The 17660-nt window shown below is 36.2% G+C and carries 16 protein-coding genes and 1 pseudogene; 4 read left to right on the forward strand and 13 right to left on the reverse strand.

Going from position 1 to position 17660, the window contains the following annotated elements; all coding sequences use genetic code 11:
* Window positions 1-34: 34 nt before the first annotated feature.
* From lepB to ACXY7N_RS14440, 3 genes are all read right to left on the reverse strand, one after another.
* Complete coding sequence (gene lepB, locus ACXY7N_RS14430) at window positions 35-571, reverse strand: signal peptidase I (RefSeq protein ID WP_016137002.1); 537 nt, start codon at window positions 569-571, stop codon at window positions 35-37.
* A 177-nt stretch (window positions 572-748) separates the two neighbouring features.
* Window positions 749-1429, reverse strand: a complete 681-nt coding sequence (locus tag ACXY7N_RS14435) for a lysoplasmalogenase (protein WP_016089454.1) — start codon at window positions 1427-1429, stop codon at window positions 749-751.
* A gap of 122 nt (window positions 1430-1551) precedes the next feature.
* Window positions 1552-2502 carry a DMT family transporter gene (locus tag ACXY7N_RS14440; RefSeq protein ID WP_016089455.1) on the reverse strand — a complete coding sequence of 317 codons (951 nt, stop codon included), beginning with the start codon at window positions 2500-2502 and terminating at the stop codon, window positions 1552-1554.
* Window positions 2503-2772: 270 nt separating this feature from the next.
* On the opposite strand from ACXY7N_RS14440, the gene ACXY7N_RS14445 reads away from it, so the two are divergent.
* Window positions 2773-4698, forward strand: a complete 1926-nt coding sequence (locus ACXY7N_RS14445; protein WP_016089456.1) for a heavy metal translocating P-type ATPase — start codon at window positions 2773-2775, stop codon at window positions 4696-4698.
* A 185-nt stretch (window positions 4699-4883) separates the two neighbouring features.
* Here the strand turns inward: ACXY7N_RS14445 and ACXY7N_RS14450 are convergent, their stop codons facing one another.
* The 3 genes from ACXY7N_RS14450 to ACXY7N_RS14460 are packed head-to-tail and all read right to left on the reverse strand — an operon-like array spanning window position 4884 to window position 6793.
* Window positions 4884-5753, reverse strand: coding sequence for a YihY/virulence factor BrkB family protein (locus ACXY7N_RS14450; protein WP_016133536.1), 870 nt, complete (start codon window positions 5751-5753; stop codon window positions 4884-4886).
* Between the two features lie 6 nt (window positions 5754-5759).
* A complete protein-coding gene (locus ACXY7N_RS14455; RefSeq protein ID WP_016137001.1) occupies window positions 5760-6275 on the reverse strand; it encodes a DUF4075 domain-containing protein in 516 nt (171 codons plus the stop codon).
* Between the two features lie 53 nt (window positions 6276-6328).
* The gene (locus ACXY7N_RS14460; protein ID WP_016089459.1) at window positions 6329-6793 is read right to left on the reverse strand and encodes a low molecular weight protein-tyrosine-phosphatase; all 465 of its coding nucleotides are present in this window, start codon (window positions 6791-6793) and stop codon (window positions 6329-6331) included.
* Between the two features lie 174 nt (window positions 6794-6967).
* Between ACXY7N_RS14460 and ACXY7N_RS14465 the strand changes: the two genes are divergently transcribed.
* Complete coding sequence (locus tag ACXY7N_RS14465) at window positions 6968-7192, forward strand: DUF1128 domain-containing protein (RefSeq protein WP_000366197.1); 225 nt, start codon at window positions 6968-6970, stop codon at window positions 7190-7192.
* A 193-nt stretch (window positions 7193-7385) separates the two neighbouring features.
* The gene (locus tag ACXY7N_RS14470; RefSeq protein WP_016089460.1) at window positions 7386-10052 is read left to right on the forward strand and encodes a cation-translocating P-type ATPase; all 2667 of its coding nucleotides are present in this window, start codon (window positions 7386-7388) and stop codon (window positions 10050-10052) included.
* Between the two features lie 187 nt (window positions 10053-10239).
* Here ACXY7N_RS14470 and ACXY7N_RS14475 read toward each other — a convergent pair whose 3' ends face one another.
* The 7 genes from ACXY7N_RS14475 to ACXY7N_RS14505 all read right to left on the reverse strand — a co-directional run bounded on the left by ACXY7N_RS14475 (window position 10240) and on the right by ACXY7N_RS14505 (window position 16966).
* A complete protein-coding gene (locus ACXY7N_RS14475; RefSeq protein ID WP_001064411.1) occupies window positions 10240-11322 on the reverse strand; it encodes a toxic anion resistance protein in 1083 nt (360 codons plus the stop codon).
* Window positions 11323-11340: 18 nt separating this feature from the next.
* Window positions 11341-12972: a YceG family protein gene (locus tag ACXY7N_RS14480; RefSeq protein WP_016137000.1), complete on the reverse strand. Its 1632-nt coding sequence runs from the start codon at window positions 12970-12972 to the stop codon at window positions 11341-11343.
* Window positions 12973-13081: 109 nt separating this feature from the next.
* Window positions 13082-13873: a TerC family protein gene (locus tag ACXY7N_RS14485; protein ID WP_016089462.1), complete on the reverse strand. Its 792-nt coding sequence runs from the start codon at window positions 13871-13873 to the stop codon at window positions 13082-13084.
* Between the two features lie 72 nt (window positions 13874-13945).
* Window positions 13946-14524 (reverse strand): TerD family protein, encoded by a 579-nt coding sequence (locus ACXY7N_RS14490; RefSeq protein ID WP_000236647.1) that lies wholly within the window; start codon window positions 14522-14524, stop codon window positions 13946-13948.
* Between the two features lie 230 nt (window positions 14525-14754).
* The gene (locus ACXY7N_RS14495; protein WP_000146724.1) at window positions 14755-15339 is read right to left on the reverse strand and encodes a TerD family protein; all 585 of its coding nucleotides are present in this window, start codon (window positions 15337-15339) and stop codon (window positions 14755-14757) included.
* 23 nt (window positions 15340-15362) lie between these two features.
* Entirely contained in the window at window positions 15363-15959 is a 597-nt protein-coding gene (locus ACXY7N_RS14500; protein WP_001121586.1) for a TerD family protein, read from the reverse strand.
* A gap of 128 nt (window positions 15960-16087) precedes the next feature.
* The gene (locus ACXY7N_RS14505; protein WP_016136999.1) at window positions 16088-16966 is read right to left on the reverse strand and encodes an ROK family protein; all 879 of its coding nucleotides are present in this window, start codon (window positions 16964-16966) and stop codon (window positions 16088-16090) included.
* 202 nt (window positions 16967-17168) lie between these two features.
* Here ACXY7N_RS14505 and ACXY7N_RS14510 point away from each other — a divergent pair.
* Window positions 17169-17660: pseudogene (locus ACXY7N_RS14510) on the forward strand (cell wall anchor protein); the annotation flags it as partial.

Raw genomic sequence — 17660 nt, forward strand, 5'->3', positions numbered from 1 at the left:
ACCAAGCAAACTAAAATTTGCTTGGTTTTTTACTTTAATTCATTATTTTCATATGTTCAAATGGATAATAAATTGCCGCTAATTCTCCTAATACATCCGCTTTATCAATAAGTCCTAAACCATTTCTACTATCTCTGCTTATTAAGCGATTATCCCCCATAACAAAAATCTTATTTTTAGGAACTGTAATTGGTCCAAAGTCCTCTGTTAAATTCATAAGTTTTTTTTCAGCTTGTTTTTTATTACTATACAAATACGCTTCCTCTATCACTTCATGATTCACATATAATTGATCATTTCTCACCTCAATGACATCGCCAGGCAAACCAATAACCCTTTTCACGTAAAAATTATCCGTCTTCACAACAATAATGTCTTCTCTCTCATAACTTTCAAATTGCTTTGCCAACTTATTAACAATCACCTTATCCCCATCTTGTAACGTTGGCTTCATAGACGCTCCTTTTACAGTCGTAGGAAAAAACACAAAAATTTTCGTTAAAAACACCAACAAACATGCAATTGCAATCGTTCCAAAGAATTTACGCCAACGTTTTTTCTTTTGCATCATTCCACCATCTCATCATCTTTTTACTTTTATTATAAATAATACGACCGATGATTTTCTACAAAATTCTGAATTATAAAATTACAATATTAAAAATTCCAAAATAGCGATGCTGATCAAATTAAACAAGCAAAAAAGATACTCTCCAAATAGTCTATCCACTATTTGGAGAGTATCTTTTTATATTCCCACATATACAATACACATTTGAGCCGCTACATATGTAAACCAAATCCAAAGTGGTTCATACTTTAATTTACGCCCTCCAATATCTGTCACGCCTATAATAAAATCAGAAATCACAAATAATAAACCACCAAATGCTGGTATCCACCATACTCCTGAATTCTCATAATATAAGGCGAATGCAAAGCAAGCCATTCCTCCAACCCATAATCCATAAATTAGAGCTCCTATCGTAAACAATTTATCTTGTTTATCATTTCGGATAAAAAAGAACCACCCTATAATGAGAAAGAGTCCGTATACAAGTAGACCAATCCAAAAACCATTCCATGAAATGCCTGTTTGCAAAAATGCTTTTACATAAAAACAATGCGCAAGCGCAAAAGTAACCATCCCTCCAATTAACCTGTGACCAATTGGAATCAAACCTGCCATAAATAAATCCCCTACAGTTGATAACGTCATACCTAGTGCAACCCACGTACTATACGCTACTGATGGATCTTGTAACCATATCCAAATTGCACTTGCTGTTAAAGAAAAACTAAGAATAAGACGCACTGCTAAAGGCAACGGCATATTATTTCTTGTTTTTTTTGTCTGCCCTATTGCGTACATTGCACCAATTAAAAAAAGAATGATTTGTCCAATTAACACCATGTAAAGTAGATTCATAACATGTTCTCCTCAATAAATGCTTTTTGTATTTTTTTCGTTACACCTAGTCTATTATCCTTTTTCTATAAAAAAAAAAGAAGAACAGTACTGTTCTTCCATTGTAATCGTTTTCCTGTTATCTATGCTACTTGTTTTTCTTCCTCCATTTTCTGCTTAGCTGGCGTACGATTCACCACAATAATTCCCGCAGCTACACACGCTAAACCAATTAATACAAATGAGTGAATTGCTTCTCCTAAAATCATGCTCGATAATAACACACCAAATACGGGTATAAAGAACATGTACATTGATACTTTTCCAACCTTATTGTACTTCATAATTGTATTCCAAATACAAAATCCTGCTGCGGATAAGAAAGATAAATAGGTAAGCATAAGTATTGCATGTACACTAAATGTAAATGGCGTGATTCCCACTTGCAAAGCCCCTATACATAATAGCCCAATAGAACCAAAAATCATTTGGTATGCTGTCATATAGCCAACATCTAATGTTTTGCTACCTTCTTTCGCCAATATGTTTCCATATGAATACAACATTGCTGCACTAAGAAGTAATAAGCTACCGATTCCGAAATGGAATGACAAACTACCATCACTCGGTACATTTACTAAAATGACACCACAAAAGCCGATAGAAACCCCAATTACTTTTCTCATATTAAGAGCATCATCTTTATATAAAAAATGCGCGAGTAAAATTTGAAAGAATGATGATGTTCCTGAAATGATAGCTCCTTCAATACCAGAACTATAGCTCATTCCAATATAAAAACATATATATTGGAGAAAGGTTTGAAATAAACCAATTTGTACTAACTGCTTTCCCGTTCCTTTTTTGAAGCTCATATTTTTTCCTAACGCTTTAAAGAAGAATAAGAGCATGACTCCAGATAAAAAGAAACGATAGCCAGCAAATAATATTTGCTCCCCAACTTCTTGTGGCTGAATTCCAAGTTCAGCATAACTTAATTTAATAAAAGGGAATGCGCTCCCCCATAAAAAAGTCGCTACTATCGCAGCAATAAACACGCCAATCGGATGGGTAAAAAATTTCTCTGTCTTCACTTGTTGTCTTCCTTTCCGATCTTTTTATGAACAATATTCATATATACCAAAGGAAGTGTGAAAACACAAGTTTTCAGTTTATACACAAACAAAAACATATCATCTAAAGAAAACATGTGCTATACTATAGAACAATTACAACATAATAACTATTAAAATCAGATTCAACAGAAATGCTGCTATCCATTATGGATGGCAGCTTTCGTCGTTTTATAGGGGTTTCGATTTTGATTCTTTTTCTCAATAAGAATTTGGAAGGAGCGAGTAGTAATGAACTCAGAAGTAAAAGCATTACAAGTACAAAAGTCTATTTCTCATCCCTCTTTATGGGATACATTAAAGAAACATTATGAACTTATATTTGCAATCGCATCTGGTATTTTCATTTTAGCTGGTTGGTTATTCACAAAGAACGATGTAATGAATGTAGGCATTACTTGCTATATCCTTGCTTATATAGTTGGTGGATATGCAAAAGCGAAAGAAGGTATTGAAGATACAATCGAGGAGAAAGAGCTAAATGTCGAGATGCTTATGCTCTTTGCTGCTATCGGTGCTGCAATCATTGGCTACTGGGCAGAAGGCGCAATTTTAATCTTTATCTTCGCACTAAGCGGTGCGATGGAATCTTATACATTAAGTAAAAGTCAAAAAGAAATTTCAGCGCTTCTTGATCTACAACCTGAAGAAGCATTACGTATTTCAAACGGAACCGAAGAACGTGTTCCTGTTGGACGATTACAAATTAACGACGTTATTTTAATTAAGCCAGGTGAGCGCGTTCCTGCTGACGGTACGATTCATAGCGGTGAAACAAATATCGATGAGGCAGCGATTACTGGTGAACCTATTCCAAATGAAAAAAAACATGGTGATGAAGTATTTGCTGGTACTGTAAATTTACGCGGTGCTATCGAAGTTAAAATTACGAAGCCGAGCGATCAAACATTATTCCAAAAGATTATCCGTCTCGTCCAAAGTGCACAAAGTGAAAAATCACCATCACAACTATTCATAGAAAAGTTTGAAGGAACATATGTAAAAGGTGTACTACTCATTGTTGCGCTTATGATGTTCGTCCCTCATTTCTTACTGGATTGGAGCTGGAATGAAACGTTTTATCGCGCTATGATCTTACTTGTAGTCGCATCTCCTTGTGCACTCGTTGCTGCCATTACACCAGCAACATTATCTGCTATTTCTAACGGAGCAAGAAATGGAATTCTCTTTAAAGGTGGCATACATTTAGAACGCCTTGCTTCAGTAAAAGCAATTGCCTTTGATAAAACAGGAACATTAACACAAGGAAAACCTACCGTAACAGATGTATATGTTCGAGAAAATATGACAGAAAAAGAAGTACTTTCTATTACAGCAGCAATTGAAAGTCACTCAACACATCCTTTAGCTGAATCTATTGTGAAGTATGCACAACATGCGTATGACATTACATTAAAAAAACCAGAAAATGTTGAAGATGTAACTGGTTTTGGGCTAAAAGGAATATTTGAAAGCAAAGCTTATAAAATAGGTAAAGCTGATTTTATTGGTGAAGAAACAAAGACATTTCATAATGGTATTTCTGCCTCACTTGAAAAAGAAGGTAAAACTGTCGTTTATATTAGCGATGAGGGCGGCATCCTTGGACTTATCGCTTTAAAAGATACGCTTCGCCAAGAAACAATAGCTGCTATTCGCGAATTACAAAGCATTGGTGTCGAAGCAATTATGATTACTGGAGATAATGAAGAAACAGCAAAAGCAATTGCCTCCGAAAGTAATATAAAGGAATATTACGCATCATGCTTACCAGAAACAAAAGTGGAAACGATTAAAAAGCTAAAAGAAAAATACGGGACAGTAGCAATGGTCGGAGATGGTATAAATGATGCCCCTGCACTCGCTACTGCTAGCATTGGTGTAGCAATGGGAGAAGGAACAGACGTAGCTTTAGAAACTGCAGACGTTGTACTTATGAAGAACGAGTTATCTCGACTTTCTCAAGCAATCCGTTTATCAAAACGAATGAACCGTATTGTAAAGCAAAACGTAATCTTTTCACTAGCTGTAATTGCAATGCTGATTTGTTCAAACTTCTTGCAATTCTTAGCTCTGCCATTCGGTGTTATTGGGCATGAGGGAAGTACGATTCTTGTCATTTTAAACGGGTTACGATTATTAAAAGGAAACAAATAAAAACGGGTCCCTCATAGAGGACCCGTTTTTTCTAATGGTAGCTATTATGCCCGTTCGCACTACTACTCGTTTTATGCTTTGGATGCGAACTACTCTTTTGTTTATTGTTATTTTTATTGTTGTGATTCTTTTTATTATTACTCATGAAATATCCCCCCTGTTCCCTTTTATTATGGAACAAGAGCTCACTTTTCATTACGGGAATTATTGTCACTCGTCCTATAATGATGGAGTAAACCATTAATTTCGCCACCAAGTAAAATTACCCATCCAGTCAAGTAAAACCATAACATTAAAATAATAATACCACCGAGACCACCATATGTATTGGCGTAATTCGCAAACTTATCTACATAATAAGCAAATGAGTACGATACCACAATCCATCCGACAGTAGCAAATGTTGCTCCTGAAATGACTTCTCTTCTTTTTAACTTTCGATCTGGTGCAAATGTATATAAAAAACTAAACAATGCAAATAGTACGAAGAAACTCGCTACTAATCGTGTAATGCTCCACACGTAAGAAAAACTATCCGATAAACCAATTGCTTTAAATACCGCTGCCCCAATGACTTGTCCAAACACTGGAACAATTAGCGCAAACACAATCATAAAAATGATAGCTAACGTAAACACAATTGATAACGCTCTTGTTTTAATAAAAGAACGTGTTTCTGTTACATCATACGCACGGTTAAAAGCATTCATAACCGCATTTACCCCGTTTGAAGCAAACCATAACATTGACAATAAACCAAATGATAATAAACCACCATTTTGCTCATTTACAACTTTATCCACGTTTACTTCAATTAAGGACATTGCATCTTCCGGTACGTACGGTTCTAATAAATTGAGCACACTTTCTGTTTGAAGGTCAATGAATCCAAGAAGCGTAATTAAGAAAACAAGCCCAGGAAAAATCGCAAGCAAGAAGAAATAAGCGAGCTGTGCTGCCAAGCCCGCTACATCATCACGCATCGTCCGGTCATACAAATCTTTACCAAACGAATAAGCACGATTTCTTCTCACCTTTTCTAAAATTTTTCTCATATACGTTTAAACGCTTTTCTTCTCTTCTTTATCTTGCTTCAACTCAATGTACGCTTCAGTTTTTTTTTCCTCTACATTAGAGTCTTTCATAAATAGTTCACGCGCTTCTTTCATACCGCCATCTTCAGCAACTACTGGCTCTTCTTCTGCTTTCAGCTCATCTACTTTTGAAGATACAGCTTGAATTTCAATCGTTTCTGGCTTCTCTGCTGGCTCAACCTTTTTCTTACTAAAAATTTCTTTCGTTTCTTTTAACGTCTCTACAACAGACGGCGTCAATTTTTTAATTTCTGCTACTTTCGCTTTTACTACATTGAAGTCAGCGAGTTCGCGTCCTTTATCTGTAACAGTTTGCACTTTTTCTTTTATCTTCGCACTTTCACCGATTTCAATCATCTTTGTTTTTGCTTTTTCCGCAGTATTTTTTACTTTTTCACGGTTTTCTTTCTTCAACATAGATACAGCTACACCTGCAGCTACACCAATCGCAATGTTTCGAGCAATATTATTTTTCTTTGCCATATTCCTTCACCCTTTCATTTCTTATGTTAGAAAGTATTTCTTTCTAAGCTTCCTCATATTCCTTGTTCATTTCGAATGAAAGCTAATAGCTTTGCACACCCTTCTGTTACAAGGTCATATACTTCTTGGAAATTCCCTGTATAGTAAGGGTCGGGAACGTCTGTCCAGCCACCGTCTGGAACAAAATCGGACAGCCTACCAATATAGCCTCCAGTTTTACCTAAACTTTTTAAATCTGCTATATTCTTGTTGTCCATGGCAATAATATAATCAAACTTTGTTAAGTCTTCTTTTTCTACTTGCCTTGCTTTAATTCCTTCAAAAGTGACTGCATTTTCTTTTAAAATTTTTTGTGTTCCTTTATGTGGCGGATGACCAATATGCCAATCTCCAGTTCCCGCAGAATCAATGACAATTTTCTCTTCAAGTCCCTCTTTTACGACAAGATCTCGAAAAATCGCTTCTGCCATCGGAGAACGACAAATGTTCCCAAGACAAACAAACAATACTTGAACCATATTTTTGTTTCTTCCCTTCTTGGTGTATTTCTTAATATATAATTATAGTATAAACAACCAATTATTAATTATAAAGGAAATCCCTACTAATTTAATAGGATTGAAAAGATTCATTAACGAAAATGATAAAAAATGTTAAGATAGCCTTATGTTATTTTAAAGGGGGACACTTCGGTGGATTTATCCGTAAAGTCAGAAGAAAACGTTGAATATATGGTCGAAGCTATTAAAGAAAAATTACGTATGGTTAATGCTGGAGCGATGAGAGCTGCTAGTTTTAATGAAGAAATGTACGAAGACTTACGTGACATTTATGAGCATGTTATGAAACGTGAAACATTCAGCATTAGTGAAATGCAAGCTATTACAGAAGAATTAGGTACATTAATTAAAAAGTAAAAAAAGCCTCGCTTATATGAGGCTCTTTTTTATTTCCAACAAATTCATGACAACTCTTCTCTTCCCCTCACCCAACTGTAAAATACTGTACAATAGAAGTAGAACCTCACCTTAGATTTTTTCTCCATACATACTACTCACAAATAATAGCAACACTACCATTGCTAACTGTTTTTACTGGAGGTGCTTACTTATGAGCAATTGGTACAGTAAGACGAAAGATCAAACATTAATCGACCTAGAAACAAACGAACAACACGGTTTAACAGATGAAATTGTAAATGAACGTTTACAGCAATACGGCTCTAATGAATTAGCTACAAAACAAAAACGCTCTTTATGGCAGCGTATTTTCGCCCAAATTAATGACGTCCTCGTATATGTCCTTATTATTGCTGCCCTTATTTCTGCTTTTGTAGGTGAATGGGCTGATGCAAGTATTATCGCGCTCGTTGTAGTTTTAAACGCTGTTATCGGTGTCATCCAAGAATCGAAAGCAGAACAAGCTTTAGAGGCCTTGAAAAAAATGGCGACACCTAAAGCTATCGTCAAACGAGATGGTGAACTAAAAGAGATTCCATCTGAGCACGTCGTTCCAGGTGATATCGTTATGCTTGATGCCGGACGGTATATACCATGCGATTTACGGCTTATCGAAACTGCAAATTTAAAAGTTGAAGAATCTGCTCTAACTGGTGAGTCTGTCCCTGTTGATAAAGATGCAATCTACCACCCTTCTATGCAAAGTGATGAGCAAGTGCCGTTAGGCGATCAAAAAAACATGGCATTTATGTCTACTCTTGTAACATACGGACGCGGTGTCGGTATTGCTGTTGAAACAGGAATGAACTCACAAATTGGTAAGATTGCTACCCTGTTACATGAAGCAGACGATGATATGACACCACTTCAAAAAAGCTTAGCACAAGTCGGAAAGTATTTAGGCTTTGTCGCTGTAGCTATTTGTATCGTTATGTTTCTCATCGGCTTTTTACAAGGACGGGATACGCTAGAAATGTTTATGACTGCTATTAGTTTAGCCGTTGCAGCTATTCCAGAAGGTTTGCCAGCTATCGTTTCCATCGTTCTTGCAATTGGTGTGCAACGAATGATTAAACAAAATGTTATTATTCGTAAACTTCCAGCTGTGGAAGCTCTCGGTTCTGTCACAATTATTTGTTCAGATAAAACAGGTACGTTAACGCAAAATAAAATGACCGTTACTCACTTTTATAGTGATAACACATACGATCACTTAAAAAATTTAAATATAAATAATGATGCGCAACGACTATTGTTAGAAAATATGGTGCTATGCAACGATGCGTCTTACGGTTCCGATTCACAAACAGGGGACCCTACAGAAATCGCCCTTCTTGTTGCCGGAAACACTTTTAACATGCAAAAAGATCATTTAGAAAAGATACATGAACGCGTTAATGAGCTGCCTTTCGATTCAGATCGTAAAATGATGTCAACCATACATACATACGATGAAAGCTACTATAGCATGACGAAAGGCGCTATTGATAAACTCTTACCTCGATGTACCCACATATTTAAAAACGGTAAAATCGAGGCTCTAACAGATGCTGATAAAAATCAAATATTAGAAGCTGCCAGGGCAATGTCTCAAGAAGCTTTAAGAGTACTTTCATTCGCATTTAAACAATACAATTCAAGCAATGTGGATATAGATCATCTTGAAGAAAACCTCATCTTTATTGGTCTTGTCGGTATGATTGATCCACCACGAACTGAAGTAAAAGATTCAATTTCAGAATGTAAAAAAGCCGGTATTCGCACAGTTATGATTACTGGTGACCATAAAGATACCGCCTTTGCAATTGCCAAAGAGCTTGGCATTGCCGAAGACATATCTGAAATTATGATTGGAACTGAATTAGATAATATTTCAGATACAGAACTAGCAAGCAAAATTAATCACTTACATGTATTCGCTAGGGTCTCTCCGGAGCATAAAGTGAAAATTGTAAAGGCATTACGCGCGAAGGGTAATATCGTTTCTATGACTGGTGATGGTGTCAATGATGCTCCATCTTTAAAGCAAGCAGATGTTGGCGTAGCGATGGGTATTACAGGAACAGACGTTGCAAAAGGGGCAGCGGATGTAGTATTAACAGATGATAATTTCTCATCTATTGTGAAAGCTGTTGAGGAAGGTAGAAATATTTATCGTAACATAAAAAAATCAATTCTCTTCTTACTCTCATGTAACTTTGGAGAAATTATCGCTTTATTTTTAGCGATTTTACTTGGCTGGGCGACACCATTACGACCAATTCACATTTTGTGGGTCAATTTAATTACCGACACACTTCCTGCATTATCACTTGGCGTTGATCCTGAAGATTCAGATGTGATGAAAGAAAAACCACGCCGTGCGAAAGAAAGCCTATTTAGCGGTAGTGTCCCTTTTCTTATTTTCAATGGCGCTATAATTGGATTTTTAACGCTAGCAGCCTTTATCGTCGGAGCAAAATTCTATACTGGAGATACAAATTTATTCCCTCTTTTCCCAGAGAAAATTGATGAAGATGCTCTATTACACGCTCAAACGATGGCATTTGTTGTTCTTAGTTTTTCTCAGCTCGTTCATTCATTTAACTTGCGTTCAAGAACGAAATCAATTTTTTCAATTGGGATTTTTACAAATAAATATTTAGTCTTCTCCCTTCTTATCGGTGTTCTTATGCAAGTTTGTATCATCTCCATCCCACCCCTTGCAAATATATTCGGTGTGCATGCGTTAACGATGCGAGATTGGGGATTTGTTCTTTTATTAAGTATCATTCCACTTGTTGTGAATGAGATCATTAAATTAGTGAAAAGAAACTAAAAGGCAATGAGGAACAATCCTCATTGCCTTTTCATTTATCCCACTATTCGCCGGACAGTAAAACTCCCACCTCAAAATTCAGCTTGAGCAAAGAAGTTAGGTGGTAGATTAACTGCCCATAAATGTCCGATTGGTTCAACTAATAATCAGTGGGGAAGAACAAAACCCCACTGATTGAAGTTTCACTTTATCCTTGTAATTCTTTTTTGATGTTCTCTGTTAATGTAGCCATACGCTTACGGCTTTCTTCACGCTCACGTTTGTTTTGCTCTTCAATTTGTTGTGTTTCTTGCATACCTCTTGAAATAATGTTCCAAGTTTCCTCAAGTGTTTCCATCTTAATACTAGAAGAACCTGATAATCTCGCTACTTCCACACTTTGCGTTGCGATATTTTGTGCATTTTTCTTAAGTAATTCATTTGTACGACGATCCAGTTCAGCCATAGAATCTGCAACAAGCTTTTGACGCTTCGCATTTACCGCTTGAATGATACCATTTTTAAAGATAGGAATCGTTGTAATAAACGCTGTATTGATTTTACCAATTAATTTATTATTACCACGTTGAATCATACGAATTTGTGGTGCTGTAAGTAAAGCAACCATACGTGCTTTTTCTAAATCATCAATACGTTGTTCTAAAATTTCAACAGAGTTTTTAAGCGACTCTAACTCAATACCTGCCAATTGATCATTATTACGTACACGCTCTTCATACATCGGAACTAGCTCTGTATTTAAACGATCTAATAACATTTCTCCTGCTACTACGTATTTTTCTAAATCTAAGTAATATTTTAAGTTTTGCTCATATAACCCGTCTAACGTACCAATTGATTTTTTCATTTCATCTTGATACTTCGTAATTTCCACGTACACTTTATCAATTTCACGGCCCATCGTTTGATACTTGCTAAAGATTTGTTCAATCATTTTATCCGCTTTTTTGAACATACGTGAGAAGAAACCGCTTTTCTCTTCCGCAAAGTCTTTGCTATCAAACCTGTCCATAATTTTACCAAGCTGTTTTAATAACTCACCAGAGTCTTCTATTTTTGACAGAGACATTGTATGTAAAATTTGATCTGCAAAGCGTGAAATTTCCATAGAAGGTTCTTTTCCAAGCTCAATTAATTCTAATTGGTCTTTAATATCTACCGCATTATAAATACGTTGTACATCCGCATCTTGTCTAAGTTGCAAGCGAACATCTTGTGCTGTTTGCTCATTTAATTCTGTTTTCGAATCTAGTACGACTGGGTTATTCATATCGTATTCTCCCTTTCCTTATAAAAATGGACGAAATAGTCCTTTTATTGTTTGTGATAAATTTTTATAGGCTGATGAACCATGAAACTCAAGATCGAAATTAACTTCTTCAAGCCAATGTGAATCAAATGCTGCTGCATCAATATACGGTTCAATATCATTTCGTCCCGTTGGATTGAAGTGGAATACATCTACTCCTATTTGATTTAAAAATAGTAATAAAACAGCATCAGAACGAGTTAATTCTCCACTCTTCTCATTATTAAATATAACAATTTTCGGTACATCTTGTGAATAATCAAATTTCTCAAGCTGTTCTAAAATATTCGGTGGTATTTGAGAAAGTTGCGCGAAAACATATAGCGCTACATCTTGTTTCGTCTCTTTTGCAATTGGTTTACACATTTCACTTTCACACGTATGGATAATCGCTTCTGCAATACCATGTTGTAATCCTTCTGGCAATCGTTTATGCGGCCACCAATGACTGTTCATAATTAAATCTGGATGTAATTTCCCCGCACGGTCTAATGCATCTCGATAATGATATTGGAAATTTGCTTTTTGTTCTTTCGTAAACGGAAATGTATTAATTAATAAACTGTTATCAAATGATGTAACAGCCTTTAATCGCTGAAAATACTCTTTATCATTCTTTGAAACACCTGATATTTTCGCAAATAAAGAAGGGATATAAATGTGTTTATTTTCAACAAAGAATGTCGGGCGTACAAACGCCTTTTCTTTCGTGATTAAAAAGAGTTCATCGTATGTTGTTTTTAGTGTACGAGCTACAGGCGTATAGGAACGGAATTGCCACGGCTTGTATAATAGTGAATTATCGTGGTGAAGTACTTGTTCAATTTCCTTTGAAGCTTGATATGCTACTGTTGCAACACGCTCGCGGCGACGATCTGGAAATGGTTCAAGAGAAATCCGGCCTGGATGAGACACAATAAAAGTCCTTCCCTCTTCATCAACACTCTCAAATCCATCTTTTCCTTCTGGGTGATAATAAAGTACATCGCAGCCGAGCATAATAAGGAAGTATAAGAAATATATACGGCTCTCCGTCGCATCCCCATACCAAACGATACGCGGCATTTGTTTCTTATAATTAACCGTAGAGAACCACTTCGCGACGTAATTTTCGCTTAATTTAATCATGTCGATTAAGAAACGACGGAAGCCTTCTGTCTTTAAAGATTGATTATGTTGTTTCTCATATAATTTCAATACTGAAATGAACGTCGTATGTATATAATGCTGTAAGTCAGGATTGTCTACTTTCGGTAAAAGTTGTTTCCCAGATAAGTGTGCCACTAACCTATTTACTGTCAGACCATTTGGTGCTTCTTGATGTAATCCGAACACTTCTTGAATGTGACGAAGCTTTTCTGAATCAATCACTTTGTTTAAATTTTGTTCGTGTAAAACTTCAATTCCTTTCGCTTCACTATAATCAAATAGTTCATTAAAATATTCATCTACATCATTAGGAACGCCAATAATTCGACATGCTATATAACTAAATTTCATCTCATTCTCTGTCAGTTCATATTGTGGGCGTTTTTCTAAAAGTGTTTCAAATTGCTTTAAATCTGATTCATCTTTTAATGCATATGGTTGAAGTGTAAAACGTGAAAACACAACAGTTCACCTCCAAAAACATTTACGTTTTTTCTAAGTCCTTCTTCTATTATAAACTATTTTTGGTTATAAAAAATGGGCGCTCGCAAAACGAGCAAACCCATTTCAATTATTTATGATTATTTTTAGTAGCTGCAACTTCTTCTTTAGCTTGTCCAGAATTCTTCATGTAGTGAAGTATAAATGTTGCTCCAAATGCTACAACTAAAATAATAAAGAACAGTGTATGACTTACTTCAATATGAATAACAGACAGTAACATTTTTGCTGCAATAATTAAGATTAAAATATATGCTGTCGTTTCAAGTTCTGGAATACGCTCTAATAATTTTAAGAATACACCAGCGATCCCACGCATCATTAAAATACCGAGCATTCCACCTAATAATAGAATCCAAACTTCATTTGATACACCAAACGCAGCAAGCACGCTATCTACAGAGAACGCGATATCCATTAATTCAACCATCGCAACTGTTCCCCAGAAGACACCAAACATTCTGAAGAGAATACTGTTTTGGTTCATACCATGAGCTTCCTCTTCTTCTGCATTACCTTTTCTTTTATCAATGAAGTATTTAATTGATAGCCAAGCTAAGTAAAGTGCACCTAACACTTTTACCCAAGCTAATTTAATTAAGAACATTCCAATTCCAATTGCAATAAATCGGAATACATAAGCTCCAATAAGTCCATAGAATAATGCTTTTTTACGTTTTTCTTCTGGAAGGTGTTTTACCATTACCGCTAATACAAGTGCATTATCAGCAGATAATAACCCTTCAAGTACAACAAGTGTACCTATTAATCCCCAAGATACTGGATCTTGCAACACTTTAATCCACATGTCCAAGTCGAAAAACTGAGCATACGTATCAAGGATTCCTTGCAAAATACTCATCTTACCTTTATCCCCTATTCTTTGCTAGATTTATAGAAAGGTCAAAAAAAGGAAACGAATATCGTTTCCTTTCTATGCATCCAAGCCATACGCTCTTACAAGCGCACCTAAGCCACCTTGGAATCCACTTCCTACTGCATTAAACTTCCACTGTCCATTATGACGGTATAATTCACAAAAGACAACTGCTGTTTCAATGGAGAAATCTTCTCCTAAATCAAAACGAAGAACTTCTTCGTTTGTTTCTTCATTTGCTAAACGAACGAATGCGTTTCCGACTTGTCCAAAGTTTTGATTACGGCCTTCTCCATCATAAATTGTAACTGTAATAGCAATTTTATGAACATCTGCTGGAACCTTTTTCAAATCTACAACAAGTTGCTCATCATCCCCGTCACCTTCACCTGTACGGTTATCTCCTGTATGTAAAACAGATCCACAAGGAGACTGTAAATTGTTATAGAAGATAAAATCAGTTTCCTTCGTACATTTTCCGTTCGCATCTAATAAAAAAGCAGATGCATCTAAATCGAAATCTGATCCACCATCATAAGATTTAATATCCCACCCAAGACCAATTACTGCTTTTGTTAAACCAGGGCTTGTCTTACCTAAATCAATCTTCTGTCCTTTTTGCAATTGAATTACCATTTATACTCACCTCTATATTTTAATATTTAAAAATATATCCATCAGTAAACATCTGTTTCACCGATGGATATATAAAGTGAAACTTTAATCAGTGGGGGTTTTCTTCATCCCCCACTGATTATTAGTTGAACCAATCGGGCTTTTACGGGTAGTTGATCCCCACCTAACTTCTTTGCTCTCGCTAAATTTTGAGATGGAGGTCTACTGCCCGTTAATGCGGGGCAAATCTATTACTCTACATCTAAACCGAAATTATTACATAGAGACGCTAATCCACCTTGGAATCCACTTCCGATTGCATTGAACTTCCAGTCACCTGCATGACGGTATAGTTCACCTACTACAACAGCTGTTTCAATAGAGAAATCTTCTCCTAAATCGTAACGAATTAACTCTGCATTTTTTTCTTCATCAAGAATACGTACGAAAGAGTTAGAAACTTGTCCGAAGTTTTGGCTACGGCCTTCTCCGTCATAAATTGTAATTGTGAAGCAAATACGTTCGATATGTGCAGGTACATTTTTTAAATCTACTTTAATCGCTTCGTCATCACCTTCACCGTCACCAGTTCGGTTATCTCCTAAATGCTCTACAGCACCATTCGCACCTTTAGGGTTATTATAGAAAACGAAATCCTCTGCACCTGAAACTTTACCGTTAGCACCTACTAAGAAAATACTAACATCTAAATCGAAATCGTTTTGTCCGTCATAGCGATTCGTATCCCAACCAAGTCCTACAAGAACTTTTGAAAGACCTGGATTAGTTTTTGTTAAGTCTACCTTTTGTCCTTTTTTCAATGAAATTGATGCCATATTCAATTCCTCCTCGGTTTATTTTATTGATAACGTGATACAATCTCACTTAAGTTTTTATCTTGTGTGCCTTCTCCAACAGCTGAAAACTTCCATTCACTTCCGTGGCGATACATTTCACCTGCGATTAGAGTCGTTTTGCCAGCATAATTATCCGATAAATTATAGCGTGCTAATTCTTCACCAGTTTGCGGGTTTTGAATCCGAATATATGCATTACGAATCATCCCGAAATCTTGACGACGATTTACACAGTCATAAATATTTACAACGAATACTAAACGATTAATACGGCTCGGAACTTTATGTAATTCTACGAAAATTGTTTCGTCATCACCAGCGCCTTCACCTGTTAAATTATCTCCTGAATGAATAATACTACCACAAGTAGAAAGCTTGTTTCCGAAGTAAACTAAATCGTTTTTGTTTAAAAAGCGATCCCCTTCTAACATAACAACAGATGCATCACAATCTACATTTGGTTTACTTCCAAATAATGAAGACAGAAACCCACCTGATTGCCCAATTGGATCCCAGCCTAAGCCAACCTGTAGTTTTGCTACTTTTGGTTGTCCTTTCGTTAAATCGATCTTTTGACCTTTTTCTAAAATAATAGGCATGCAGTTTCTTCCTTTCTACAAAGCATTTTCCAAGGCGGAAAATATTGTATTCTTCCCTTATATTGTAGCATTATTTACCTAGTGATAAAAAGGATAAATTCTCAGTTATATGAAAACATTCATATAATTTACTTATGATGATGTAAGAAGTGGTAAATAGCACCAATCATTCCTGCACAATTTCCGTTTTGTGCAAGTTCAATCTCACAATCACTGTAAATCTCTTTATTCAAATATTTATCAATCCCTTCTTTTACTTCTTTTAAGAACTTATTTCCTCTATCAGTAATTCCTCCACCTATAACAATCATTTCTGGATTAAAAATATAAGCAAGATTACTAATTCCAATCGCTAAATGTTTAAAGAAAACCTCAACTATTTGCGTAACTTCCTTATCTCCTTTATCATACAATTCGAAAATTGTTTTTCCATTCCAATCACTTTCACCTTTATATTTTCGTACAAGACGAATTAACCCTGAAATCGAAGCGACCTCTTCAAACTGCTTTCCTTCTATTAACATATTTCCCCATTCACCAGCACTAAAAGAATGTCCCCTGTATAACTCTCCATCTATAAAAATCGCTCCCCCAATACCAGTTCCAAGAGTAAGCATAATAAAATTTCTTTTTCCGTTTCCAATACCTTTCCACCTCTCACCCAAAGCTGCACAATTCACATCATTTTCAACGGACACAGGAACTTGTAATACCTCTTGCAATCTATCAACAATAGGAATAGTCGAGTAGTTCGGAATATGCTCCGCCCCTCCCGTTACAACTCCTTTATGAATATTAACAATTCCCGCAGTACTAATGCCAATTCCCGAAATCGTATGTTCATTCATTAATTTTCGGGATAGAAGAATAAGCTTTTGAATGATTTGTTCCCCACCCAAATGAATTTCTGTTGGAACTGTTTTATGCTTTAGTACTGTTCCTGTTTCTGAAACAATTCCATATTTAATTTGTGTACCACCAATATCAAATGCAATATATTCTTTCATCTGCTGTCACTTCCTCTACTGTAATGAGTGTAAAATTCCCACCACTCTACTATTATAAAGAATTTACACTAACTCTTTTCTCTCTTCAGAAATACACCACCTTTTTCTATATATAGTTTTTTTTGCATAAAACTCTTTTTCCTAAGAAATATTACAAAGGGATGTATTTTAGATGGAATATTAATTTCTTAGGAGGAAAACAATGACGAAAATCTTCATTTTAGCATCAACACTCTCTTTATCTTTTTTTAGTGGTTTAAATATCGGTAGTGCAGCAACTGAAAACTTCTCTCCAGCAACAAACGCAATTGTACAAAATAACGATCATTTAGCAGAAGGCAACTCAAAAGATAATAATAAACCACCAGGAAACAGTGGTTCTCAGGACGATAGTGGTTCTGGTGGTAACGGTTCTGGTGGTAACGGTTCTGGCGGCAGTGGTTCCGGTGGTAGCGGTTCTGATGGCAGTGGTTCTGGTGGCAACGGTTCTGGCGGCAATGGTTCTGGCGGTAGCGGTTCTGATGGCAATGGTTCTGGCGGCAGCGGTTCTGGCGGCAGTGGTTCTGGCGGCAACGGTTCTGGCGGCAATGGTTCTGGCGGCAGCGGTTCTGGCGGCAGTGGTTCTGGCGGCAATGGCTCTGGCGGCAATGGCTCTGGTGACAACGGTTCTGGTGGCAATGGTTCTTCTGGTGGC

The organism is Bacillus sp. 5w2 (assembly GCF_054353775.1).